Genomic DNA, 24239 nt, shown 5'->3' with positions numbered 1-24239 from the left:
CGACAAGCTCGGTCCCGGCTTTACGTTAACGGGAGCGGCTATTTCGTGCCGTACATGCGATCGCCGGCATCGCCCAGCCCAGGCACGATATAGCCTTGCTCGTTGAGGCGCTCGTCAATCGATGCCGTGAAGATCGGTACGTCCGGGTGCGCTTCACGGAAATGCTGGATACCTTCCGGCGCGGCGAGCAGGCATAGAAAACGGATATTGCCAGCACCGCGCGCCTTCAGCTTATCAACGGCAGCGACGGCGGAATTGGCGGTGGCAAGCATGGGGTCCACCACGATCACCAGCCGGTTCTCGAGATCGCTCGGCGCCTTGAAGAAATATTCCACCGCCTGCAGGGTCTCGTGATCGCGATAGAGCCCGATATGGGCGACGCGGGCTGCGGGCACCAGGTCGAGCATACCATCGAGCAAACCGTTGCCGGCGCGCAGGACCGAGGCAAATACCAGCTTCTTGCCTTCCAAGGTCGGCGCTTCCATCGTCGTCAGCGGTGTCTCGATGATACGCGTCGTGAGCTCAAGGTCGCGCGTGACTTCGTAGCAAAGCAGCAGCGAAATCTCGCGCAACAGGCGGCGGAAACCGGCGGTCGACGTCTCCTTGTCGCGCATGATGGTGAGCTTGTGCTGGACAAGCGGGTGATCGACGACGGTTACGCCCTGCATGGCTTTTACTCCGCGAACTCTGCTAGCCGAAACAATAACGCTTATGCGTCCGGCCGCCAGACGGAGGTAAATTCCTGTCACAGATTTATGAAATCAGGAGCCGGCCTCGATCCGGGCCAGCAGCGCCGCGCGGGTTTCCTCGTCTACGAACGCCGCCTCGACCGCCGTCCGGGTCAGAGCCAGGAGCGCAGCCTCGCGAAGTCCGAAATGCTCGGCAGCGACCTCATATTCCCGCGCCAGGCGGGTGCGGAAATGGGGCGGGTCATCCGAATTGAGCGTCAGCCGGCACCCGGCGGCCCGGAGCTGCAAGAACGGATGCCGCGCGAAATCCGGGAAGACCTTAAGCACGATGTTGGACACAGGGCAGACTTCCAGGACGATCCCCTCCTCGGCGATCCGGCGCAGGAGGTCCGGCTGCTCGATCGCGCGCACGCCGTGGCCGATCCGGGATGGTCTCAGGTGATCAAGTGCCGCTTCGACACTGTCGGCCCCGCCGAACTCGCCTGCGTGAATGGTGATGCCGAGCCCCGCTTCGCGGGCAATATCGAACGCGCGCACGAAATCGCGGGGATGGCCGACACGTTCGTCGCCGGCCACGCCAAAGCCGGTCACCAGAGGGTGGCCACAGGTGACGGCAAAACGGGCGGCCTTCTCCACCGCTTCCGGGCCGAAGTGACGCACACCGGTGACGATCATGCGCGCCTCTATGCCGGCCGCACGCTTTGCCCGGGCGATGCCCTCGCCAAGCCCTTCCGTGTAGGCTTGTGGCGAAAGGCCGGCGCGTTCGGCATGGTCGGGCGAGGTGAAGAATTCAGAATAGATCGCGCCTTGTCGGGCGAGCTCCGTCAGATGGGTTTCCGCCAGAAGTGCATAATCCTCCGCTGTCCGGAACAGGCTGGCGGCCCGATCATAGGCGATCAGGAAAGTGGTGAAATCCCGCCAGCAGTAAGCGCCGTCGCGGATGAAGGAAGAAACGTCGGCGCCGTACTTCCGCGCCTGGGCTTCGACGAGCGCGGGCGAGGCGGCGCCCTCTATATGACAATGGAGTTCAGCTTTAAGCACCATTCGGCCTGCCCCGTTTGGGGGTCAGACCATATCACAAACATCGCTCCAGGCAGCAGCCTTGCGTAGCGTTTCGAGGAAACGCTCCCCGGCCACCTCCAACGGGCCGGAATTGTCGATGACGTGGCCGTCGGTTACCGCGAGTTCGCTTGCGGTACCGCGAGCGAGCCGAGCCAGCATCTCTTCGCGCGTTTCGCGGCCACGGCTGGAAAGACGCTCCGCCAACACCTCGCGAGGTGCGGTAATGACCACGGGCAAGACGTGGACATAACGCGCCCTGATCTCGGGGATCACGGCGCGCGAGCCATTCGCCACGACGACCTTTCCTTGCCGCATCGCCTCGTCCACGCTTGCGGGCAGACCATAGCTCAACCCGTTGGCGCACCAGGAAAGAGCGAAGCCGCCGGCCGCCTTCCGTCGTTCGAAGCCCGCTTCGTCCAGTGTGTCATGTTCCTCACTGCCCGGCTCCATCGGGCGGGTGATGACACGCCGGGCGAAGATGATATCGGCTTCGAGAGAGCCGAGACGCTCTTTCGCATAGCGCATCACCGAATCCTTACCGCCGCCCGAAGGCCCCACGACGGCGACAAACACACCCTGCCTTATCGGAAAGGGCGCCTCGTCCTGAGCGCGCTGGATAGAGGCGGAAACGATCACGCGACGCGGCGTCCTTCGCGCCAGACGGTACGGACCACCGGGATGCCATCATCGAGCCGGACGCGCACCAGATCGGCCCGGCGACCGGGCTCGATCACGCCGCGGTCGCTGAGACCAACGGCCTCCGCCGGATTCTTGGAGACCTTTGCGACGGCCTCCGGAAGCGTGATGCCCTCGACAGCTTCGCTCAGAAAGAACGCCGCCTGGACAAGGCTGAAGGGGATATAGTCCGAAGATAGGATGTCCAGGTCGCCCGCTTCCGCAAGCTCTCGTGCGGAGACATTGCCGGAATGAGAACTGCCGCGCACCACATTGGGTGCGCCCATGAGAACGGCCATCCCGGCATCCTTGGACGCGCGCGCCGCCGCAGCGGTGGTGGGAAACTCGGCCACGCGCACACCGTCGGCTTCCGCCTCGCGCACGTGCTCCAGCGTGGCGTCGTCGTGGCTCGCCAGTATGATTCCGTTTGCCCGGCAGGCTTCGGAAATCGCACGACGGTTCGGCGCGGAATTCTTTTCTGATTGGGCCATGCGGCGCTCGCAGAAGCGTCGGAACTCGTCATCCGACAGCTTCATCTTCACCTTGTAATAGGTCGCGTAGGTCTCAAGATCCGTGAACTGCCGCTGACCCGGGGAATGGTCCATCAGTGAGGCAAGCTTCACACGCGAATCATTCTCGAACAGCTTGAAGCCGTCGAGGCAGTCGGGCGCGGAGACCTCGCAGCGAAGATGCAGGAAGTGGTCGGCGCGCAGGCGCTCGGCTGCGATGCTCTCTTCTATGGCGTCCGCCAGGCGGCGCATCTCGCTGGATTCCAGATCCGCATCCTCATCCATGCCCACACGAAGGGCGTCGAACACGGTTGTTATGCCGGAAGCCGCGATCTGTGCGTCGTGGGCGAGAACTGCGGCGATCGGGTTCCATCGGACCTTGGGACGCGGGGAATAATGACGCTCCAGGTGGTCGGTATGGAGTTCCACGAGCCCGGGAATAAGGAAGTCGCCTTCCATATCCTCGCCGCCAGCGATGTCGTCACGCGAAACATCGGTAATGCGCCCGTCGCGAATGGCGATGCTGCCGCTCACCACTTCATCGGCCAGCACGATACGAGCGTTCTTCAAAATCAATTCAGTCGGCATTTCAGGCAAACTTCCTTTCCCTCTCGCCGCCCAGGGCATGAAGGGACATTATGTGGAACGGAGCACCTGCCTCGGGCTCCGCGAACAGGGCAAGTGTTGATACCTGAAGCGCTTGCAGAAGCAACGGGCCGAAGAATTCCTCGATAGCCTGCTGCATCCGCTCGGCTTCGGCGGCAGGGATGCGCCCTGTGAGCGTCATGTGGAACCGAAATTCCTCGAATACGTGCGGGTAACCCCACTTATAGAGATTTTTCAGCTGCGCCGGGGAAAGCCCATCGGGATTGCGCCTTGCGATCTCGTCCTGTGTGAGCGGAGCGCGATAGGGTTCGAACTCGGTGACCACATCGGCCGCAAGCTGGTCGAGTTCCCGCGATGCAACAGCCGGCACGAGCGCGAAAAAGCCTCCAAGCCGGGCAAGTTTCACCGGCTCGACCAGGAAAGGCTCACGCGACGCGGCGAGATTTTCCAGCGCAGCGATCAATTCCGCTTCGCTCTTCCCCTCCGCGAGGCGGAAGGGCGCCTTCAAGGTTGCATGGAAACCGTAACGCCGCGCAGCGGCGGTATGGAACGCAATCTCAGCGGCGGAAAAGGATCCTGCTGCCGTGGGCGTAATCTGATGCCCTCCGAAAGCGCTCCGCCCCAGCCAACGCTCCGCAGCGCGGGTGAGCGGGTCATCCTTTTGAGGCGTGAAATAGATTGCATATCGCATTGTCAAACGGCCCTCGCAGATCGCGATGGATTAGGTGATTTGCATGACAGATTAACGAAGCCGCCGCGGAAAACCATGCACGGCGTCCTCTTAGATGGTTTTTTTGCTGCAGGCATGCTCATCGCGTTCCGGCAGCATCCGTACCGATGAGCTTCCGACGCAATAGATTGGATATATTGTCGAAGATGAAAACCACAAGGAGGATGAGCAGGACCATATAGGCCACATTCTCCCAGTCGGAGTTGGTGCGCATGGCCTCCCAAAGCTTAAGGCCGATACCGCCGGCGCCCACAGCCCCGATGATGGTGGCAGAGCGCGTGTTCGATTCCCAGAAGTAGAGCGATTGGCTGATGAAGACCGGCAGGACCTGGGGCATCACGCCGTAACGCTGCACTTCAGCCGGTCCCGCCCCAACCGAACGCACGCCCTCTCGCTGCTTGTCATCGATATTTTCCAGCGTCTCGGAATAGAGTTTTCCGAAGGTGCCCGTATCGGTGACGAAGATCGCCGAAATACCGGCGAGCGGCCCGGGACCGAAGGCGCGTGTGAAGAAGAGCGCCCAGATCAGCATGTCGACCGAACGGAGGAAATCGAAGAAGCGCTTCAATAGGAAATTGACGGCTCTGTTGGGGTTTATGTTCCGTGCGGCGGCAAAGGCGAGCGGAAACGCCAGCAAAGTCGCGAATACCGTGCCGACAAAGGCCATCACGATCGTCTGGAAGAGCTTGAGCCAGACATCGCCGTGCTGCCATTCGGTATTGTTGAGAAAATCCTGCCAGGCGAGCGCCGTGTTGGAGCTATCGGGATCGAGCCTCTCGCCGAAGAAGACGAGATGGGCCACCTCCCCCACCGACCGGCCGAAAAACGCCGAGCGCGTATCGAAGAAAAAGTTTTCCCAGCCAAGGAAACGGCGGCGGATCTTGACGACATCGTCGCGGATTTCCACGCGGCCGGCAAAGCCGAGATACGCCGTGACCTTGGCGCCCGGCTCACGCTGGATCGCCCAGTCGGGGAGAGGATCGCGCGCAATCACCCGCCCGTCCTCGATTTCGAACGTCAGCATTTCCTCGCCCCGCTGCACGCGCACAAGACCGGGAAGGATCTCCACGCTCTTTTCTCCGCCGAAATGCACGGTGGCCTCTAAAACGGCCTCCTCGCGGCGCACCGGTTCCTGTGGAGTATTGGCGGGAGCCGTGGTAGCCGCGCCGGGAGCGCTGGTGCCAAGCTGGCCCAGGAAGCCGCCGGAATTTGAAGAATTCATATTTCCAAGGAAGCCCGCGCCTGCCTTCGCAGCCCCATTGTCCGGGGTCACCGGTGTGCCCCGTTCGGGGATCTCCACCGTTCCCATACGCTTCTCCACCCAATCCGGGTCGGGATTGTCGCCAAGCGGCGAGAAGCGCGGATAGGTGATCTCGAGATGATTGCCCTTCAAGGCGAGGCTGGGCTGGATTTCATAGGATATCCAGTCGGCCATATAGGCATCTGCGATTTCCCAATTCGCGCCGGACAAAACCTGCCCTACGGAAAAGAACCACCAGGCAAAGGAGAGATAAGCAACGATCCCGAAGCCGATCAGCCACCCGGCAAGACGCTTGCGCAACGGTACCGCGAAGATATCCGGATGGCGTTCTGCGAGGGATTCCGCCTCGGATGCCGTCAACGTCGCCATTTCAATCTCCCCGCCCGAAATCGAAGCTCTGGCTGCCGACGATGCGGCGGCGCAGCCACGCGGAAAACTGGTCGACCGCGGTAATCGTGCAGAAAAGCAGAAGCACGATGGCGAGTGTCTTTGCCTCGTGTCCGCGGCTGATGGAAAGCCGGAGCGCCTCGCCTATGCCGCCGCCACCCACAGCACCGATTATGGTGGAAGCGCGTACATTGATTTCCAGGCGAAGCAGTCCATAGCTCAGGAAATTGGGAAGGACTTGGGGCACGATGCCGAACCAGACCCGCTCGACCCAATTGGCGCCCACCGCACGCAGACCCTCCTCCGGGCGCAAGTCGGCATTCTCCACCACTTCAAAGAACAGTTTGCCCAATGCTCCAATCGTATGGATGGCGACAGCGATGATCGCGGGAACAGCTCCGATCGAGAGTACCGCCAGGAAAAAACCGGCAATGACGATCTCCGGGAATGCGCGGAGGATTTCCATGAAGCGGCGCACAAACCAGCGCAGCCACCGTCGCGAAGTGAGATTGGAAGCGGCGAGAAAGCAAAGGACGAAGCCGAAACCGAAACCGATGAGCGTGGAAACGAGCGCGATATTGATCGTCTCCAGCATGTCATAGAAATATTCCGGTATGTAGAAGCCATCGGTCACATAGACTCTTCCATCCGGATAGTCGAACTTCAGGCTGCCATCGTCATAGGGCGACGGGAGATCGAAAAGGGCCCGCCACACTTCCCAGCCGTCTCGCGGCATGAGCTGGCCGACGAAATCGAAGAAATAGGGAAGCCGATCGAAAAACTTGCCGGCATTCGATTCATTTGCGAACCAAAGCGAACCGCTCAGGGCCGCGAACATCAAGAGAAGGCCGCCAATCGTGTAGAAGCGGCGTCGCGCTGCGAGCGCCTGCCAATGCACTTCGATCGCATGTCCCGGGGACAGGGATACTGGGGGGCGATTGGTAACGCTCATTGGTCCCTCAATGAAAGCGCCGCCGGAAAACCGGCGGCGCGATTAGAGCATCGTTCCTTATGAGCCGATCTGGGCTTTGCGGGCGTCGATGATCGGCTGATAGAACTCGGGCGTCACTTCGATAAAACCGGAAAAGTCGCCGCCCTGAATGGCTGAGAAGCATTCCGGGTCGCTCTTGGGCAGATCCATCATGAACTGCTTGAAGGTATCCTTCATTTCCTGGTTCATGCTGGAACGGACGACCACCGGGCCGTTCGGGATGAGCGGCGATTTCCAGACCTCGACGAGGTCGTCCATGTCGAGAATGCCTTTTTCGACCATCTTGTGCAGATTGCCGGAGCTGTAGCCGTCGGCGAATTCGCCGACGCCGGAGCCGAAGGTCGTGCCTGCATCGAACGTGCCCTTCAGCACCTCGAGAACGAGATTCTCGTGGCCGCCGCCGAAGCCGGTCTCGCCAAAATAGCTCTTAACATCCGTTCCGATCGCCTGCGGCAGCGTGACCATCGGGATGAGATAGCCGGACGTGGAATCCGGATCGGCAAAGCCGAGCTTCTTGCCCTTCAGGTCCTCGACCGTACGAATGCCGGAATCCTTGCGGGCGACCATGATCGAGTAATAGCCGGCGGAGCCGTCCGTCTGCACCGTGGTCAGGATCGGTTCGACCGCGTTCGGGTCCTCCAGATAGATCTTGGCGTAGCCCGAAGCGCCAAGTTCGGCGTAGTCGAGCGTGCCGCCAAGAAGGCCCTGGATGGTGCCGTCATAATCCGCGGCCGGAAAGAGCGAGACCTTCTCGACGCCCAGGACAGCAGGCAGCTTCTCCACCATGCATTGAAAGTTGCGCAGCCGATCGGATTCGTTCTCGCCGCCGATAAGGCCGATACGGAATTCCTTGAGATCTTCTGCCCGCGCGCTTCCCACGAGGATAGCGCCGAAAGCCACAGCACCCAAGAAGATGTGCTTCAACATGATCGTCTCTCCTGCTGGCCGGCAGCGCCGGCTCCGTTTGGTCGTTCTGGGATTTCAGGTCCGTTACGTGGACTACGCCGCCGGTTCAGCCGGCGAGCACGGCCGGCTCCAGGCGCGGCTTGGCTTGGGGCGGTCGGGCCGGCTTGTTTATGCTGGTCGATGTGATCGCCTCGGCAATCGCGTCCGTCCCTTCCGCCCCGTAAACCCGGCGCACGGCTTCACTGGTCAGTTGCGCCGGCGTGCCGTCGAAGACCACGGCTCCCTGGGCCATGCCGATGATCCGCGAGCAGTAGTGGCGCGCAGTGTCCAGCGTGTGCAGGTTGGTGATGACGGTGATGCCCTCGCGGGCGTTGATATCGGCCAGCGAATCCATCACCACCTTGGCGTTGAGCGGATCGAGCGAAGCTATCGGCTCGTCGGCAAGGATGACCTTCGGCTCCTGCATCAGGGCACGCGCGATCGCAACACGCTGCTGCTGCCCTCCCGAGAGAGTGCCTGCTCTCTGCAATGCCGTCCTGGCAATGTCGAGGCGCTCCAAAGCGGCGATCGCCTGCAGGCGCTCCTCGCGTGAATAGAGACCGAGGAGGTTGCGGGCGGTAGAACGATGGTTGAGGCGTCCAAGCAGAACATTCGTGAGCACATCGAGCCGAGGCACGAGATTGAACTGCTGGAAGATCATCGCACAATCGCGCTGCCACCGCCGAAGCGCCGCGCCGCTAAGGGCCGAAACCTCGACTCCATCAAAAAGAATCGCCCCATCGCTCGGATCGATGAGGCGGTTGATCATGCGCAGCAGCGTGGATTTGCCGGCACCGGAACGGCCGATGATGCCGACCATCTCACCGTCGCCGATTTCGATGTCTACGTTCTTCACCGCGACATTGGTTCCAAAGCGTCGCGTGACTTCTCGCAGTTGAAGCATGAGCTTCTCCCCGTTCGGGCTTTCAGCCCTTGTCGGGAATATGGCCTAAAGCTCACACATGAAGCTGGCATGTCGTCGAGATGTCAGTTTTCTTACAATTCACAATCGCCCCTTCCCTTGCAGGCGGGCGCGGCGAATTCAAAGTCTCCCCAACCTCTCGACCAGAAGCCGGAAAAAACCTTCATGATCGATGTCGCGCATCACATGCGCGTTCGCAGGCCGGTCCGTCACGCGCCACCAATCGATCACCGTCATGCCGAGAGTAAGTTCCGAGGCCGTTTCGATGGAAACGTTGCACAAGCGCCCGCTGAAAAGCTCGGGTTGCAGCAGATAGGCGATCACGCAGGGATCATGCAGAGGGCCACCGTCCGAACCGTATTTCTCCTCGTCGAAGCGCTCGAAGAATTCCAGCATTTCCGCGGTCGCACTGCCCACATGTGTGCCTAAATTGCGGAAAGCCGCAATGCGGGCGGAGGTGGTCAGCGCCTTATGGGTGACGTCCAACGGCATCATGACAATTGGAATGCCGGAACGGAACACGACATCGGCTGCATGTGGATCCACATAGATGTTGAATTCTGCCGCGGGCGTCACATTGCCCCCTTCGAAAAATCCACCGCCCATCATGACGATTTCACGGACTCGCGAGGCTATGGCAGGCTCCCGCACGAGCGCGAGAGCGATGTTCGTCAACGGTCCGAGGGTGCAGAGGGTCACCTCGCCGGCCTCATGGGCCATCAGCGTTTCTATGATCCAGTCGACCGCGTGCTTGGCTTGCAGTGGCATGCGGGGGTCCGGAAGATCCGGCCCATCCAGACCTGTTTTGCCGTGCACATGTTCCGCGGTTACCAAGTCGTTCACCATGGGGCGAACCGCTCCGGCATAGACCGGCACATCCGGCCGGCCCGCCAGTTCGCAGATCTTGCGCGCGTTCTTCTCCGTAAGCGCCAGAGGGACATTCCCCGCAACGGTGGCGATGCCGAGGATTTCAAGCTCCGGGCTCGCAAGAGCAAGCAGAATGGCAACGGCGTCGTCCTGTCCCGGATCCGTATCGATGATGATTTTTCTCCGCTGCGCCACGATCTCTTTACCTTCTTGAACTCATTTATCGGATCGACCATATCAATGTCGCAGGCGGAAGCGCCAATCGGGTTTTCGCCTGTCCACGTCGCTCTTTGAGGACAGGAACACATGACGCGCATGACGCCGTTTTCGAACCCGCTCTTGTTGGGGTTCGACAGTATGGAAAAGACGCTCGAACGCATCGCCAAGTCGGGCGACAGCTATCCTCCATACAATATAGAACGTATCCGCAATACCGATGGACGCGGCGAGCGTCTGCGGATCACGCTCGCCGTAGCCGGCTTTTCGGAGCAGGACCTCGAGGTGACCACCGAGGAAAACCAGCTCGTGGTACGCGGCCGGCAGAACGACGAGACGGAGCGCGAATTCCTGCATCGGGGCATAGCATCGCGGCAGTTCCAGCGAGTCTTCGTGCTTGCGGATGGCATGCGGGTGCTCGGGGCGGAGCTCAAGAACGGCCTGCTTTCCGTTGATCTCGACAGGCCCGAGCCCGAACGGCTGGTGCGCAAAATAAACATTTCGGTGAAGGAATGACGATCCGGGGCGTTTCGACCGGAACCACAAAGCTCTTGAGTGGGTTGGTCTTTCAAGACGGCCCGCTGGATAGGAGGCTGATATGACGAACAACACAACGAAGTTCACGCTTACCCCGCAGCAGCTTGCCAATTTGGGCGAAGGCGCGATCGCCTATATGCGCGAGATGGACGCCGAGGAGCTCAAGGTGAAGTTTCCGGGAATGCCCGACATGGTTCCGGGCACGAAGCTATGGGCGCTGTTTGCGGCAAACGGGCAGCCGATCCTGCTGGCCGATCAACGCGATGCAGCCCTGGCCGGGGCCTTTCAGAACGATCTCAAGCCGGTCAGCCTCCATTAAGGCCAACCGAGAAAACAATCACGCCACGCAAGAGACTTGCGTGGCGCTTGAAAGCTTCACGTCAAGCCGCGTTTGAAGCGGGAGCTTCCGACAGGAAGGTGTGGATGGCAGCGGCGTCCCGGGTACCGCGGATCTTTGCGGTGGTGTCTGCGTCGCGCAGCACACGCGCGATCCGCGACAGTGCTTTCAGGTGATCGGCGCCCGCGCCTTCGGGGGCGAGCAGCAGGAAGACGAGATCGACCGGAAGGTCATCCAGCGAATCGAAGTCCACTGGTGTTTCCAGCCGCGCGAAGACGCCGGTGATCTGTTTGATGCCGGGCAGCTTTCCGTGAGGAATGGCGATCCCATTGCCCACACCCGTAGAACCCAGCTTTTCCCGCTGCAGGATCGTTTCGAAGATTTCGCGCTCCGGCAGGCTCGTCTGCTCCGCCGCCTTCTCCGCAAGCAGCTGCAAGACCTGCTTCTTTGAATTTGCCTTCAAGGCCGGCAGGATTGCCGAAACCGCGATAAGATCGCTCAGATCCATTTTCATGATTCCTCTGCTTGCCGTGCCCCTTCCGGCGAGAGCCGGCGGCCAGCCCTATCCGTTTGTCGTGGCTGAAGGATCGATCCAGCCGATATTTCCATCGGCACGCCGATAGACGATGTTCACCATGTTGCTCCCGGAATTGCGGAAGACGAAGACGGGGCTGTCCTTCATATCGAGTTCCATTACGGCGGAGGCGACGGTCATGGCTCTAAGCGCCACGCTGGACTCGGCCACCACTGTGGGTGCAAAATCCTCCGGGATTTCATCCTGATCGTCTGCGATGGGCTCCATGATGCGATAGGCGGCGTCAAACGAGCCGTTTCCATTCTGGGCTGCTCCGCGCGATTTCAACTTACGTTTGTACCGCCTCAGTCGCTTCTCGATGCGCTCGGCCGCCATGTCAAAGGCCAGCTGAGGATCCTGCGCTTCGCCGGTTGCTTGGAGGACAATGCCGGTATCAAGATGGATCGAGCAATCGGCGCCAAAGCGTCCTTTTGATTTTTCAACGGTCACCCGACCAGAAAACCCACCATCGAAATACTTCTCGACCGCTTCGCTGATCCGGCCCTCGATGCGCGCCCGGAACGCTTCGCCGATGTCCATATGCTTGCCAGAAATCCGGAGGCTCATGAGAGAACGACCTTTCCTGGTCAGGATACCAACAGATCCGAGTTTATACTCGTGGCCCGCGTATACAAGGTTCTGCGGCAGCAAAATCAAATCCGTCCAGTGGAGTTTCCGCCTATCCGCTTCTGCAAGAAGGTAGGTGGCCGACCCGCCGTCCTCTTGGGGGCGGGCTTCTAGTGGGTTCCCAGACTGTTGTCAATCGGACGCTGGGTAAGCTTAGCGAGCCGGAGCGTTATGCACCAATGCCGGCAAGCGCCCTCTTTTCGCGCCGGCGTTGTACCGACGATGGAATGTTCATCCCCTCCCGGTACTTGGCGACGGTGCGGCGGGCTATATCGATACCCTCTTTGCGCAGCACGTCTACTATGGTGTCATCGGAGAGGACATCATTCGGATCTTCCGCCTCGACAAGGCGCCGGATCCGGTCGCGGACGGCCTCCGCCGAATGTGCATCGCCTCCATCGGCGGCTGCGATCGCGGTCGTAAAGAAATAACGCAGCTCGAAGAGACCGCGCGGTGTCATCATGAATTTGTTCGCCGCCACGCGGCTGATGGTGGATTCGTGCATGTCGATGGCCTCGGCAACCATTTTCAGCGTGAGGGGCCGCAGGTGCTGCACACCGTGCACGAGAAAAGCATCCTGCTGACGCACGATCTCGACGGCAACCTTCAAAATCGTCCGTGCCCGTTGCTCCAAACTGCGTGTGAGCCAGTTGGCGCTCTGCAAGCATTCTGACAGAAAGATTTTCTCTTCCTTGTTCGCGTGGCTGGAGACAGTGGCAAAATAGGCCTCGTTGACAAGCACGCGCGGCAGCGCCTCCTGATTGAGCTCCACAGCCCAGCTCCCATCGGCGGAGGGACGGACGATCACATCCGGTTCGACCGGCTCGGCCGGTGCGGACGTGAAGGCCGCGCCGGGTTTGGGATCAAGTGAGCGGATTTCCGCCAGCATGTCGATAAGATCTTCTTCGTCGACACCGCAAAGCTTCTTGAGTGCATGAAAGTCGCGTTTCGACAGCAGATCGAGATGAGAGAGGAGCGCCTGCATGGCCGGATCCAGGCGGTCGCGCGCCTTCAATTGCAGCGCCAGGCATTCGGAAAGGCTGCGGCCGAACAGGCCGGGGGGATCGAAGGTCTGGCACTTGGCAAGGACGCGCTCAAGCGTCGGCAGATCCACCGCGAGCCGTTCGGCGATTTCAGGGAGTCCCCCGGTAAAATAGCCCGCGTCATCGAGGCCCTCGGCAAGCTCCTCGGCGACCAATCGGGAAGCCGGATCGGAGAATGTAAGCGCAATCTGCTCCCGAACATGGTCCCGCAGGGTCACGGGCGCAGCCGCTAGGGCCTCGAGATTCCAGTCCTCGCCGGCGGCGACCACCCCACTTCCGGCGGCCGAGCGCCACTGAGCCGCAAGATCGGGCCCTATCGCGTCCCTCACACCCGGATCGTCCGGGAACAGGTTCTCGAGGGAGCTGTCCAGGCGCTCCGCAATCGCCTCCGCGGTGCTGGAGGAAGTCGGTCCCTCGTCGCCGGCGGCGAAGGCTTCCGAGCTTGGGCGATCACGCTCGAGAAGCGGGTTGCGCTCGATCTCAGAAGCTATGAACTGCTCGAGTTCCACATGCGTGAGCTGCAAAAGCCGGATCGATTGCAGCAGCTGGGGTGTCATCACCAGCGACTGAGCCTGCCGCAGCTGTATGCCGGGTGAAAGTGCCATTTCCGCCCTGGTCCTTCTCGCGGATATCCGCAAGAACGATAAAACTGGCCCGATATTTGCTTGTCAAGGAATCAACGCGCAACACCTGCCGTCAGGGAAGCGTAACATAGCCGCATGTTTGCTTGAGGGCATAGCCGGCTAGAGCGTGAAGCCTTCGCCCAGATAGAGGCGGCGCACATCGGCATTGCCGACGATATCCTCCGGCCGACCATGCGTGAGGACCTGGCCGGCGTGGATGATATAGGCGCGGTCGATCAGGCCCAGCGTTTCGCGGACATTGTGGTCGGTGATGAGCACTCCGATGCCGCGCGCAGTCAGATGGCGCACCAATTGCTGGATGTCCGTGACCGCAATCGGGTCAATTCCGGCGAAGGGTTCGTCCAGCAGCATGAAATTGGGCTTGCTCGCCAATGCGCGGGCGATCTCCAACCGCCGCCTCTCGCCGCCCGAAAGCGCTATGGCCGGAGACTTGCGCAAGTGGCTTATATGAAACTCTTCCAGCAGGGCATCGAGCGTGCGCTCGCGTTCCTTGCGGCTTTTCTCGACCACTTCGAGGATGGCACGGATATTGGCTTCAACCGTCAGGCCACGAAATATCGAGGCCTCCTGCGGGAGATAGCCGATGCCCAGCCGTGCCCTGCGATACATGGGCATGGAGGTCACGTCATAGCCATCGATATGGATCGTACCTTGATCCACAGGCACGAGCCCGGTGACCATGTAGAAGCAGGTGGTCTTGCCGGCACCGTTCGGCCCAAGCAGGCCGACCGCTTCGCCCGCCCGAACGCCCAGCGAAACCCCGCTGACCACCTGGCGATTCTTGTAGGATTTCGTGAGGCCGCGCGCGATCAGCGTACCCTTGTAAGGCTCGGGGACCGCATTCGATTCTGGCTTGCCGGAACCTCTGTTCCCACGCGACTGGAGAAATGCCACGGGCGTCCTTACTGGCTGGTCTGGGAGTTCGGGGTAAGGAGCATTCGGACGCGGCCGTTGGATCCCTTGCCCTTGCAACTCTCCAGCGTCGCCTGACCTGTTTTCATGTGCACCGTAAGCTTGCAGCCGACGATGACATTGTCCCCTTCGGAGAGGACGACTTCATCGCCGGAGAGCACCAGCACTTCCGTCCCCATGTCGAAGGAGCCCTGATCGCCCGTCGCCACCTGGGTCTCCGATTTCACATAGACCCCCCCATCTGCTTCCAGCCGCTTGATGTTGGCAGCGCCGTTGGTGGGCAGACCGCTGCCCTCGGCGTAATAGATCCTCAAGCGTGCAGCCTTGAGCAGGGTCGGCCCCTGCACGACCTGCACGTCGCCAGTCAATGTAGCGAGATTTTGTGTCTGATCCACCTCGACGCGGGCACCATCGATCTGGATGGGCTCGTCACTCGATAAATTCAGACCAAGCTGGCTCGGCCTGGATTCGCTGTTTTGCGCGAATCCTTCTCCCGGCCACAGAATCAAAAGGCCCATTGCGAGGGCCAAGCCCAGAAACTTACCCATCGCCCGCAGTCCCCTCTTCCTGCGCCTTTCTCACCCTGGCCGGATCAATTTCCAGCCGGACCCCATTTTCGAACACAAGTCTTTCAAGACCGTCAACTGTGTGAAAGCTTTTGGCCTTCACACGCATTCCGTTCACTTCGATATTAACCGGCTCGTTGGTGCTCAAATTACCCGAGGCGATATCGACATCGGCCGAATTCAGCTGCGCAAAAATACCCGCGTTCGATTCGACCGTGATGGCGCTGTTCAGCGTCAACCGATTGGTCTGCTGATTGAAAATGCCCCCGCCGGCAGTAACCGTCGCCTGCCGGTCATCGCCGATCGGCAGCGTTGCCTGGATCTTCTCAAGCTCGATAGGACCCGAATCCGAACCGATCGCCTGGCGCGCCAGCGCTGCCGTGACGCTGTAGGGCAGGTTTTCGCTGGTGAAGCCGTTCAGGGACGGATTGTGCATTACGAGATTGCCGCCCTCTATCGTTGCCGAATCGAGGTTCAACGCCTTCACCCCTGCCGGCGCAAAGACGGAGTAACCCAGGAACAGGCCGGAAATCACCAAAGCCGCGATCGGCAGCACGATCTTGAGGACGCGCACGCGACGGGAATGGCGCGCCGCACGGGCGAACGCCTCGGCTCCGCGCTCGCTGCGGCTAAGCCCGGGCGTGCTCATCCCGCTCACTTCCGCTTTGGCAATGCTGTTCAACGCTTTACTCCTGACGAACGAAAAAGGCGCTTTGTAGCCGTTAGCCGGCCTGTTCGCGCCTTCCGCAACATCACCGTTTTCGCCGCCGTCGCTCAAACCCTGCATCGGGTTTCCCCGCCCCTCTTCCCGTCTCACGATATTATGGCCGATTTCGGGTTGGCCTCAAAGGGTTAGCGGCAAATGAACCGGTGCACGCGATGCAGTGATGCGAAGATGGGTAGCTCATATGCGCAGCTTCGTCTAAAAGGCAAGTGACCTTTATGTGAGTGCAAGAGCCTCCAATGTCCACCCGTGCCGACGATCTGATTGACCGCAGGCGCCTTAGGCGCAAGCTCACTTTCTGGCGTGCCGCAGCGCTTCTGGTGCTGGCCCTCGCCATCATCGCCGCCGGGCGTTGGGTGTTCGGCGATACGCTGGCAGCCGGGCCGCACATTGCGCAGGTCCGGGTCGAAGGCACGATCCTGGAAGACAAGGATCTCCTGGACCTTCTGGAAGACGTGCGCGAATCAAACGCCGTCAGGGGTGTAATCCTCACCGTCGATTCTCCCGGCGGCACCACCGCAGGCGGCGAGGCCATCTACGACGCCATCCGCCGTCTGGCAGACGCAAAGCCGGTTGTCGCGCAGGTGGGAACGCTTGCAGCTTCAGCCGGCTACATGGTGGCGAGCGCAGCCGACCATATCGTCGCGCGACAGACCTCGATCGTTGGGTCCATCGGCGTCATCATTCAATATCCCGAAATCAGCGAGTTGCTGAACAAGCTTGGGGTCAAGGTGGAGGAGGTGAAGTCGTCTCCGCTCAAGGCCGAGCCGTCCCCCTTCAATCCCACGACGGACGCGGAACGCCAAATGCTCGCCGCGATGATCAGCGACAGCTACAACTGGTTTGTGGATCTCATCAGCGAACGACGCAGACTACCGCGCGATCAGGTGTTGACGCTGGCCGACGGCTCGATCTTCACGGGGCGTCAGGCGCTGGAGCGTAAGCTGGTGGACGCGCTCGGCGGCGAGCGCGAGGCGCAGGCATGGCTCACTGCCCAAGGCCTCAGCGCTGATCTCGAGGTGGTCGAGTGGAAGCCGCGCAATTCCAATGGTTCCATTCTCTTCCCCACCTCCGCGGCCGAGTGGCTGGGGAGCATGCTTGGCCTCTCACAGCGGGGCGTGCTCGACCGTCTCGGAATGGAACATATCTTCCTTGACGGCCTCATGTCCCTCTGGCAACCTGAAAAAGCGGGGTTGCAAAAGTGAAAAAAAGAATAAATTCAGGGGAATATGTGATCAAACGGAGCGGCGGTTACGAACATGATCAAGTCCGAGCTTGTGCAAACGATTGCCAATCGCAACCCGCACCTGTTTCTTCGCGACGTTGAAAATATCGTCAATGCGATTTTTGATGAGATCACGGAGGCACTCGCCCAGGGCAACCGGGTGGAGTTGCGCGGCTTTGGTGCCTTCTCGGTGAAAAACCGCCCCGCGCGTACCGGGCGAAACCCGCGCACGGGGGAATCCGTTCACGTCGAGGAGAAATGGGTTCCTTTCTTCAAGACCGGAAAAGAGCTGCGTGAACGGTTGAACGCGGAGGAATAGTCCGCTCCAACTCTATCTGAAGGATGTGCCCCGAAATGGTTCATCGGGTCGTGCTCGTGCTTATCGTATTGCCGCTGGCGGTCATCCTGATCGCCCTTGCGGTCGCAAACCGGGCATTCACACCATTCACAATCGATCCGTTCAATCCGGGCAATCCGGCCCTCACTGTGGAATTGCCGCTCTTCGTTTATCTTTTTCTCGCTCTCATCCTCGGCATGGCCATCGGCGGCGCGATCACCTGGTTTCGCCAGGGGCGGTATCGCCGTCTGGCACGCGACCGCGCGCAGGAGGTGGAGCGATTGAAGGCGGCAGCCATCCCGGAACGAAGCCCGACGAGCCTCGCACGCACACAGGCGTAAGTCCACGCGCCTGACCCAGCTATTCAGATCGCGTCACAGCGATCGGGCAGCTAAGGGCTTATACCCGATCGAGAGCTGCTACAGGCGCGACTGGAACGATCATGCCGTTCTCGTTTTTGAGTCGCTTATGACGCTCTCACGCACATTGTTCGTCTGCTCCCTGCTGTCGCTGACCATCATGGCGCTCAGCCTTGGTCTGTCCTTTGCGCATCTTTTGGAGGCACCGCCCCGAATCGCGAATTGGCCACCCGAGCTCTGGCGGGAAGCGACCGTCTTTCACGGGCAATTCCTTCTGTTCGGTATTCTGGGCGGCCCGATCGAGCTCGGCTCCATTCTGCTCGGGTTCACCGTGACCCTGCTTGTGGGACGTAAAGAGCCACGGGCGTTCAAACCGGCGCTGGCGGGCAGCATGCTCTATCTCGGAGGCCTTATGATCTGGGCCGCGGTGGTGGCTCCGGTCAATGCGGAGCTTGCCAGCTGGAAGCCTGGCCCTCTCCCGGAAGACTTCGATGCCGTAAGGCTGCGTTGGGAGACCGGACACATTGTCATCGCCTGTGTAAAGCTCCTCGGCTTCGCATCGATGGTTTCGGCCGTGCTTCTGATGCGCCGGCGGATCGATGCCTGAATGCCGTGTTGCGCCCGTTCTTCCGCTATGGCAGAAGCCGCAGACGCACCATCAATTCCGGAGCCCTTGTTGAAGCCTTCACGGGAGAAGAACCAACGGCATCGACCGCACACCGAAGGCCGCGAGAGGCGAGAGCCGGCGAAGCCGACCCGGACTCCCGAGCGCCGCTCGGGCGCGCTCCCCGATGAGCGACTACCCCTCATCCTGGAGGTGCTTCCAGACGAAGACTACGCCCTGCTCGATTCCGGCGCCGGTCGCAAGCTCGAGCAATATGGCCCGTACCGCATCATCCGCCCCGAAGGCCAGGCGATCTGGCAGCCCGCTTGGGACGCGGCCGAATGGGAGAAGGCAGACGCCATCTTCACCGGCGACACGGACGAGGAAGGAATGGGCCGCTGGCGCTTTCCGCGAATTCCGCTCGGTGAAACCTGGCCTATGCGGCATGACGGGATCTCGTATCTCGGCCGCTTCACCTCATTTCGTCATGTCGGTGTGTTTCCGGAGCAGGCGAGCCATTGGGAGCATATGCGCGGCCTCATCGAATCGGCGCGACGGCCGGTCAAAGTACTCAATCTCTTTGGCTATACAGGTCTCGCGTCCCTCGTCGCTGCCGAAGCCGGCGCACAGGTAACCCATGTCGACGCCTCCAAAAAGGCGATCGGCTGGGCGCGGGAGAATCAGGAAATGGCGGGGCTCACGGACCGTCCGATCCGCTGGATCGTCGAGGACGCCGTGAAATTCGCTGAGCGCGAGGCCAGGCGCGGCAATGGCTACGACATCATCCTGCTCGATCCGCCGGCCTATGGGCGGGGCCCCAAGGGCGAAGTCTGGCAATTGTTCGAGGATTTGCCGGGTCTGGTGGAAACATGCCGTGAAATCCTTTCGCCGAAACCGCTGGCATTGGTGCTCACCGCCTATTCGATCCGCGCCTCCTTCTTTTCCATTCATGCGCTGATGCGTGATACTTTTGCGGGCATGGGCGGGCGCGTCGAATCGGGCGAGCTGGTGATCCGCGAGAAATCAGCCGGGCGGGCGCTCTCCACCTCGCTCTTTTCCCGTTGGGTAGCGCGATGAGCGGACCGGAAAAGGCAATGCGTACGCCGGGACGTGTGAAGGAGGTGACAAGCCTCTCGAATCCGCTCGTCAAAGATATCAAGGCTCTTGCGCTCAAGAAATATCGGGACCGCGAAGGCGTTTTCATGGCCGAGGGCCTCAAGCTGGTGCTCGACGCGCTCGATACAGGTTGGGCAATCCGGACGCTTGTTTACGCCAAGAGCGCAGGCGGCAACACCACCGTAGAAAGAGCTGCTGCCCGGACCGTGGCCGCCGGCGGACTCGTGCTCCAGGTTAGCGAGAAAGTGCTTTCCGCCATTACCCGACGCGACAACCCGCAGATGGTGGTCGGCATTTTCGAGCAGCGCTGGCTGCCGCTCCACGAAATCCAGCCGGCAGGCGGGGATGTCTGGGTCGCGCTCGACCGGGTGCGCGATCCCGGCAATCTGGGCACCATCATACGTACGGTCGATGCAGTGGGCGCCAAGGGTCTGATGCTGGTCGGAGAATGCACCGATCCATTCTCTCTCGAAACCGTACGCGCAACCATGGGATCGGTTTTTTCCGTTCCCCTTGCTCGTGCTGACGAGAGCGCATTCCTTTCCTGGCGGGAGGGCTTCTCGGGCCTCATGGTCGGGACCCATCTCAAAGGATCGGTCGACTATCGGAACGTGGACTATTCCGGCACGCCGGTCCTCCTCCTCATGGGCAATGAACAACAGGGCCTGCCGGAAAAGCTGGCGGAAGCTTGCGACCGGCTCGTACGCATTCCGCAGGCGGGCCGCGCCGATTCGCTCAATCTGGCGGTCGCCACCGGCGTCATGCTCTATGAGATCCGCCGCACCGCCCTGCCTGCAAGCCACGGACCTTCCTCATGAAATCGCGCCAGATCGCGCCCTATGCCACCATCGCCATCATTGCCGTCATTCTCGATCAGCTCGTCAAGGCGCTCGTGGAGGCGCGCTTGCCGCTGCATCAGCACGTCGACATGCTGCCTTTCCTGGCCCTGCTGCATTCCCGGAACACTGGCGTTGCCTTCTCCTTCCTTTCCGGCGTCGGCGGTTTCTGGCTGAGCTTGCTGGTGCTCGGCATCATCATATTCATCGCAGTGCTCGCGTTCCGCACTCATACGAGCCACATCTATGCGCGATTGGGTTTTGCCCTGATCCTCGGCGGCGCGGTTGGAAACCTGATAGATCGGGCGCTTCGCGGCTATGTCGTCGATTACATCTACTTTCACACGCCGGTTTGGTCCTTCGCGATTTTCAACCTGGCCGATGCCTTCATCACCGTAGGTGCGATGCTCGTCATCCTGGAGGAGGTGCTGGGCCTTCGCCGCCAGCGGCAGGAGTCGTGAAGCCGGCCCATTGACCCGGGTGCTGCCGCAGAGCAGTCTAAGCCTAGCAAGCATGACTTGTAGGCCAGTGGAGCTGTGACATGAGCGACCGTTTCGAAGCCGTTCTAATCACCCGTGACGAAGACAAGAACCAATCCGTCGATTTCGTCCAGATGACCGAGGACGACCTGATGGACGGTGACGTCACCGTCGCGGTCGAAGCCAGTACCGTCAACTACAAGGATGGGCTGGCGATCACCGGAGCAGCGCCGGTCGTAAGGCGCTTTCCCATGATCCCCGGAGTGGATTTCGCGGGAACGGTGATCCGGTCCAGCCACCCCGACTGGTATGCTGGCGACAAGGTCATCCTCAACGGCTGGGGCGTGGGCGAGACGCATTACGGCGCCTATGCCGGCCGCGCCCGCGTCAGCGGTGACTGGTTGGTGCCGCTGCCCCAAGACATGTCGTCCCGGGAAGCAATGGCCATCGGCACCGCTGGTTATACCGCGATGCTCTGCGTGATGGCGCTGCAGCGCCACGGCATTTCGCCTGATCGGGGCCCTGTGATCGTCACCGGCGCGAGCGGCGGTGTCGGTTCTGTCGCCGTTTCGCTCCTTGCAAAGCTTGGATACGAGGTGGTGGCGGTCACCGGGCGAATGTCGGAGGAAGACTATCTGAAGGGGCTGGGCGCGCGCGAGATCATTCCACGCGAAGAACTCTCCGGCGCCGGCCGCCCGCTCGGGAAAGAGCGTTGGGCGGGCGGCATCGATGCAGTCGGCAGCCACACGCTTGCCAACGTCCTTTCAATGACCTGCTATGGCGGTGCGGTGGCCGCGTGTGGCCTCGCACAAGGCATGGACCTGCCCGCCACGGTGGCTCCCTTCATATTGCGGGGAATCTCGCTCCTCGGCATCGATTCGGTCATGGCCCCCAAATCCCTGAGGTTGGAAGCCTGGCGCCGCGTTTCGAAGGATCTCGACCGGGACAAACTTTCCAGCCTTTCTGCTGACATTTCCTTCCGCGATGTCATCGCGGCAGGAAAGGATATCGTGGCCGGCCGTGTGCGCGGGCGGCTGGTTATCCAAATGTAAAGCAAGAAAGAAGAGCAGCCGGGATCGTAACGATCCATAAGTCATACCCGAATTACCCTTCGGGTATGCGCGCTGGGGATTTGAAGCCGATCTGGAAATGGTTTGGGCAGGGCCAGGCTCGGCCCCGGCGAGGATTCACCTCGCTTGCAGGCATGATCTTGCTGATTTTCGCCGTCGCAGCCCTTCTCATTGCAGGGGCGGCGCATTTCATTCGCTCCGATCCCCTCCTCACTTTCCTGCTGGTCGGCCTTGGTGCAACGGCTTTCGTTGCGGCCATCGCCCTTCCCCAGGAAAGGTTCGCCGAGGCACCACGAGAGGCAACGACCGACGAACATCATGTGGAGGAGCTCGCCGATCGCGTCTCGCAAATGGAGGAGGCGGAGCAACGCTTCTATGGCTTGCTCGAAACTCTCGGAGACCTTGTGATCCATCGCGACGGCGAGGGGCGCATTCTCTATGCCAACCGCATCTTCGCCGAGCTTATCGAAAGCGAACCCGGCGACATCTTCGGAAAGACCCTGCATCAGCTGGGAATAGACATTTCACCCATGTCGGCCGACGAGCTGGCGGAAGGAGAACGGCTGAGCTCGATCGACGTGGCCATTCACACGAGGAGCGGCTTGCGGTGGTTTTCCTGGACAGAAATCTCCCGGCGTGACCGTGAAAGCGGGGTGGTCTCGCATTGGGCCATCGCGCGAGACATCACTGCCCGCAAACGGGCCGAAACCGCCCTTGTCAACGCGCGGGAGCGCGCGGAGCAGGCGAGCATAGCCAAATCGCGCTTTCTTGCGACCGTAAGCCATGAAATCCGCACGCCGATGAATGGCATCATCGGGATGGCAACGCTTCTCGCGGATACAAGGCTTTCTTCCGAACAGCGCACTTATGTGGGCGCGATCACGACTTCAGCCAGCGCGCTTCTGGCGCTTATCGAGGATCTGCTCGATTACTCCAAGATCGAGGCCGGGCGGCTTGAACTCGAGCCGCAGCGCATGGCGGTCCGGGAACTGGTCGAAAGCGTGGTCGAACTCATGGCCGTACGCGCCTTCACGAAGAAGATCGGCCTAGGCTGCCACATCGCGCCGGAAGTGCCCGACACGATCGTCGCCGATCCGGGCCGGCTCCGTCAAATCCTGCTCAATCTCCTTGGAAATGCGATCAAGTTCACGGAGGAAGGCGGCGTTCTGGTGACGGTGACGGTGTTGACCCACAACGGAGGAGCGCCGAAACTCTCCTTCAAGGTCGATGACACGGGACCAGGCCTCGAACAGGATAGCCTGTCGCGCATCTTCCAGGAATTCGAGCAAGCGGATACGAGCTCGACGCGCAAGCATGGCGGCGCGGGCCTTGGCCTGGCGATCACGAAGCGGCTGGTCGATGCCATGGAAGGCACGATAACCGTGGAAAGCGCTCCCGGTGAGGGTGCCACCTTTACCGTCTGCATCCCTCTCGTCGACCCCGAGGGTTCGACTGCCGAGACATCGCTGGTGCTCAAGGGTTTCGATGTCGCCATCCTGACGCCACATGCCGTGGAAGGCGAGGCGCTCGCCATGAGTGTCCGGTCGCATGGAGGAAAGGCCCGCGTTTTTGAGGGCGAGAAAAGCACGCTTTCGCTTCTGCGCCGGCGGAAAACCGGGTTCGATGCCATCATCATCGACGCCTCGCTCGAGAACGACAGAGGCGACCTCCTCGGCCGGCTGCGCCGCAATGGTCTGCGCTCAAAACAGGCGCTCACCCTGATTGCGCCTACCGATCGTGGCCGGCTCACCAAGTTCCGCCTCAACGGCTATGATGCCTTTATCGCGAGGCCGGCGCGCGACCGCACCCTTATGCGCCTGCTTCTCAACCCGCAGATGGCGGGGTCGCCACCTGTGGACGAGATAACGGGCAAAGCTCCGGAACAGCCCGGTCGCGGCCTCAAGATCCTGGTGGCCGAAGACAATGAAATCAACGCCTTGCTTGCGCGCGCTGCCCTCGGCAAGGCCGGGCATTCCGTAGTGGTGGCCTCGAATGGCCGCGCGGCCGTGGATATCCTAACCCATCCAGCCCGTGACTACGACATGGTGCTTATGGATCTCCATATGCCTGTTATGGATGGGCTGGACGCCATTATTCAGATCCGCCGCTATGAAGAAGAGACGGGGCTGGCGCCGATTCCGATCCTGGTTCTTTCGGCAGACGGCCAGGAGAAGACACGGCACACCGCGCTCGCCCATGGCGCCACCGGCTTCATCAGTAAACCGCTAGACCCCAGCCGTCTTCTCACTGCTCTCGAAGTCCACACCACAGCGTGAACACTGTTTACAGAAAGATTGTAAGCCGGCCAGTTTCCTGTCATCGTCCTGTCGCAGCTTCTCTCTAATTCCCGATCGCAGCGCCGTGGAGGAGACTCAGCCGTGCACAACTT

Annotated in this window: 27 protein-coding genes; 11 read left to right on the top strand and 16 right to left on the bottom strand. The window is 60.9% G+C overall.

Going from position 1 to position 24239, the window contains the following annotated elements:
- Window positions 1-38: 38 nt before the first annotated feature.
- From upp to CHEJ32_RS0114995, 10 genes are all read right to left on the bottom strand, one after another.
- Entirely contained in the window at window positions 39-668 is a 630-nt protein-coding gene (upp, locus tag CHEJ32_RS0115040; RefSeq protein WP_028034532.1) for a uracil phosphoribosyltransferase, read from the bottom strand.
- 93 nt (window positions 669-761) lie between these two features.
- Entirely contained in the window at window positions 762-1733 is a 972-nt protein-coding gene (locus tag CHEJ32_RS0115035; RefSeq protein ID WP_028034531.1) for an adenosine deaminase, read from the bottom strand.
- Between the two features lie 21 nt (window positions 1734-1754).
- The gene (phnN, locus tag CHEJ32_RS0115030) at window positions 1755-2384 is read right to left on the bottom strand and encodes a phosphonate metabolism protein/1,5-bisphosphokinase (PRPP-forming) PhnN (RefSeq protein ID WP_028034530.1); all 630 of its coding nucleotides are present in this window, start codon (window positions 2382-2384) and stop codon (window positions 1755-1757) included.
- Window positions 2384-3523, bottom strand: coding sequence for an alpha-D-ribose 1-methylphosphonate 5-triphosphate diphosphatase (locus tag CHEJ32_RS0115025; protein ID WP_028034529.1), 1140 nt, complete (start codon window positions 3521-3523; stop codon window positions 2384-2386). Before CHEJ32_RS0115025 ends, phnN begins: the two co-directional genes overlap by 1 nt.
- Window position 3524: 1 nt before the next feature.
- Window positions 3525-4232, bottom strand: coding sequence for a DUF1045 domain-containing protein (locus CHEJ32_RS0115020; RefSeq protein WP_028034528.1), 708 nt, complete (start codon window positions 4230-4232; stop codon window positions 3525-3527).
- A gap of 118 nt (window positions 4233-4350) precedes the next feature.
- The gene (gene phnE, locus CHEJ32_RS0115015; RefSeq protein WP_034658575.1) at window positions 4351-5901 is read right to left on the bottom strand and encodes a phosphonate ABC transporter, permease protein PhnE; all 1551 of its coding nucleotides are present in this window, start codon (window positions 5899-5901) and stop codon (window positions 4351-4353) included.
- A 1-nt stretch (window position 5902) separates the two neighbouring features.
- Window positions 5903-6871: a phosphonate ABC transporter, permease protein PhnE gene (gene phnE, locus CHEJ32_RS0115010; protein ID WP_028034526.1), complete on the bottom strand. Its 969-nt coding sequence runs from the start codon at window positions 6869-6871 to the stop codon at window positions 5903-5905.
- 57 nt (window positions 6872-6928) lie between these two features.
- Window positions 6929-7837 carry a phosphonate ABC transporter substrate-binding protein gene (gene phnD, locus CHEJ32_RS0115005; RefSeq protein WP_028034525.1) on the bottom strand — a complete coding sequence of 303 codons (909 nt, stop codon included), beginning with the start codon at window positions 7835-7837 and terminating at the stop codon, window positions 6929-6931.
- A gap of 85 nt (window positions 7838-7922) precedes the next feature.
- Window positions 7923-8759, bottom strand: coding sequence for a phosphonate ABC transporter ATP-binding protein (gene phnC, locus CHEJ32_RS0115000; protein WP_028034524.1), 837 nt, complete (start codon window positions 8757-8759; stop codon window positions 7923-7925).
- A 138-nt stretch (window positions 8760-8897) separates the two neighbouring features.
- Window positions 8898-9839, bottom strand: a complete 942-nt coding sequence (locus CHEJ32_RS0114995; RefSeq protein ID WP_028034523.1) for a nucleoside hydrolase — start codon at window positions 9837-9839, stop codon at window positions 8898-8900.
- Window positions 9840-9950: 111 nt separating this feature from the next.
- On the opposite strand from CHEJ32_RS0114995, the gene CHEJ32_RS0114990 reads away from it, so the two are divergent.
- Both CHEJ32_RS0114990 and CHEJ32_RS0114985 read left to right on the top strand, forming a co-directional pair.
- The gene (locus CHEJ32_RS0114990) at window positions 9951-10376 is read left to right on the top strand and encodes an Hsp20 family protein (RefSeq protein WP_028034522.1); all 426 of its coding nucleotides are present in this window, start codon (window positions 9951-9953) and stop codon (window positions 10374-10376) included.
- A gap of 82 nt (window positions 10377-10458) precedes the next feature.
- Complete coding sequence (locus CHEJ32_RS0114985) at window positions 10459-10716, top strand: DUF1150 domain-containing protein (RefSeq protein WP_028034521.1); 258 nt, start codon at window positions 10459-10461, stop codon at window positions 10714-10716.
- A 61-nt stretch (window positions 10717-10777) separates the two neighbouring features.
- On the opposite strand, the gene ptsN is transcribed toward CHEJ32_RS0114985, so the two are convergent.
- From ptsN to lptC, 6 genes are all read right to left on the bottom strand, one after another.
- Window positions 10778-11242, bottom strand: coding sequence for a PTS IIA-like nitrogen regulatory protein PtsN (ptsN, locus tag CHEJ32_RS0114980; protein ID WP_028034520.1), 465 nt, complete (start codon window positions 11240-11242; stop codon window positions 10778-10780).
- 54 nt (window positions 11243-11296) lie between these two features.
- Window positions 11297-11875 carry a ribosome hibernation-promoting factor, HPF/YfiA family gene (gene hpf / locus CHEJ32_RS0114975; protein ID WP_028034519.1) on the bottom strand — a complete coding sequence of 193 codons (579 nt, stop codon included), beginning with the start codon at window positions 11873-11875 and terminating at the stop codon, window positions 11297-11299.
- Window positions 11876-12104: 229 nt separating this feature from the next.
- Window positions 12105-13583: an RNA polymerase factor sigma-54 gene (gene rpoN, locus CHEJ32_RS0114970; RefSeq protein WP_028034518.1), complete on the bottom strand. Its 1479-nt coding sequence runs from the start codon at window positions 13581-13583 to the stop codon at window positions 12105-12107.
- A gap of 138 nt (window positions 13584-13721) precedes the next feature.
- Window positions 13722-14516 carry an LPS export ABC transporter ATP-binding protein gene (lptB, locus tag CHEJ32_RS0114965; protein ID WP_028034517.1) on the bottom strand — a complete coding sequence of 265 codons (795 nt, stop codon included), beginning with the start codon at window positions 14514-14516 and terminating at the stop codon, window positions 13722-13724.
- Between the two features lie 8 nt (window positions 14517-14524).
- Entirely contained in the window at window positions 14525-15082 is a 558-nt protein-coding gene (locus CHEJ32_RS0114960) for an LptA/OstA family protein (RefSeq protein WP_034658574.1), read from the bottom strand.
- Window positions 15075-15782, bottom strand: a complete 708-nt coding sequence (gene lptC, locus CHEJ32_RS0114955; RefSeq protein WP_198023875.1) for an LPS export ABC transporter periplasmic protein LptC — start codon at window positions 15780-15782, stop codon at window positions 15075-15077. The genes CHEJ32_RS0114960 and lptC overlap by 8 nt, the downstream gene beginning before the upstream one ends.
- A 281-nt stretch (window positions 15783-16063) precedes the next feature.
- On the opposite strand from lptC, the gene sppA reads away from it, so the two are divergent.
- From sppA to CHEJ32_RS0114910, 9 genes are all read left to right on the top strand, one after another.
- Window positions 16064-17029, top strand: a complete 966-nt coding sequence (sppA, locus tag CHEJ32_RS0114950) for a signal peptide peptidase SppA (RefSeq protein WP_028034514.1) — start codon at window positions 16064-16066, stop codon at window positions 17027-17029.
- Window positions 17030-17083: 54 nt separating this feature from the next.
- Complete coding sequence (locus tag CHEJ32_RS0114945; protein WP_028034513.1) at window positions 17084-17368, top strand: integration host factor subunit beta; 285 nt, start codon at window positions 17084-17086, stop codon at window positions 17366-17368.
- 35 nt (window positions 17369-17403) lie between these two features.
- On the top strand, window positions 17404-17727 hold the full coding sequence (locus tag CHEJ32_RS0114940) for a LapA family protein (RefSeq protein WP_028034512.1): 324 nt from the start codon (window positions 17404-17406) through the stop codon (window positions 17725-17727).
- Window positions 17728-17854: 127 nt separating this feature from the next.
- The gene (locus tag CHEJ32_RS0114935; protein WP_028034511.1) at window positions 17855-18352 is read left to right on the top strand and encodes a hypothetical protein; all 498 of its coding nucleotides are present in this window, start codon (window positions 17855-17857) and stop codon (window positions 18350-18352) included.
- A gap of 69 nt (window positions 18353-18421) precedes the next feature.
- The gene (locus CHEJ32_RS0114930) at window positions 18422-19426 is read left to right on the top strand and encodes a class I SAM-dependent rRNA methyltransferase (protein ID WP_028034510.1); all 1005 of its coding nucleotides are present in this window, start codon (window positions 18422-18424) and stop codon (window positions 19424-19426) included.
- 17 nt (window positions 19427-19443) lie between these two features.
- Window positions 19444-20283 (top strand): RNA methyltransferase, encoded by an 840-nt coding sequence (locus CHEJ32_RS0114925; RefSeq protein ID WP_156936707.1) that lies wholly within the window; start codon window positions 19444-19446, stop codon window positions 20281-20283.
- Window positions 20280-20762: a signal peptidase II gene (lspA, locus tag CHEJ32_RS0114920; protein WP_028034508.1), complete on the top strand. Its 483-nt coding sequence runs from the start codon at window positions 20280-20282 to the stop codon at window positions 20760-20762. The genes CHEJ32_RS0114925 and lspA overlap by 4 nt, the downstream gene beginning before the upstream one ends.
- 80 nt (window positions 20763-20842) lie before the next feature.
- Window positions 20843-21832 (top strand): MDR family oxidoreductase, encoded by a 990-nt coding sequence (locus CHEJ32_RS0114915; RefSeq protein WP_028034507.1) that lies wholly within the window; start codon window positions 20843-20845, stop codon window positions 21830-21832.
- Between the two features lie 152 nt (window positions 21833-21984).
- Entirely contained in the window at window positions 21985-24126 is a 2142-nt protein-coding gene (locus CHEJ32_RS0114910; protein WP_245261117.1) for a PAS domain-containing hybrid sensor histidine kinase/response regulator, read from the top strand.
- The last annotated feature ends 113 nt before the right edge of the window (window positions 24127-24239 follow it).

This window comes from Chelativorans sp. J32 (assembly GCF_000518985.1).
Classification (GTDB): Bacteria; Pseudomonadota; Alphaproteobacteria; order Rhizobiales; family Rhizobiaceae; genus Chelativorans.
This window is presented reverse-complemented; position numbering and strand designations above follow the sequence as displayed.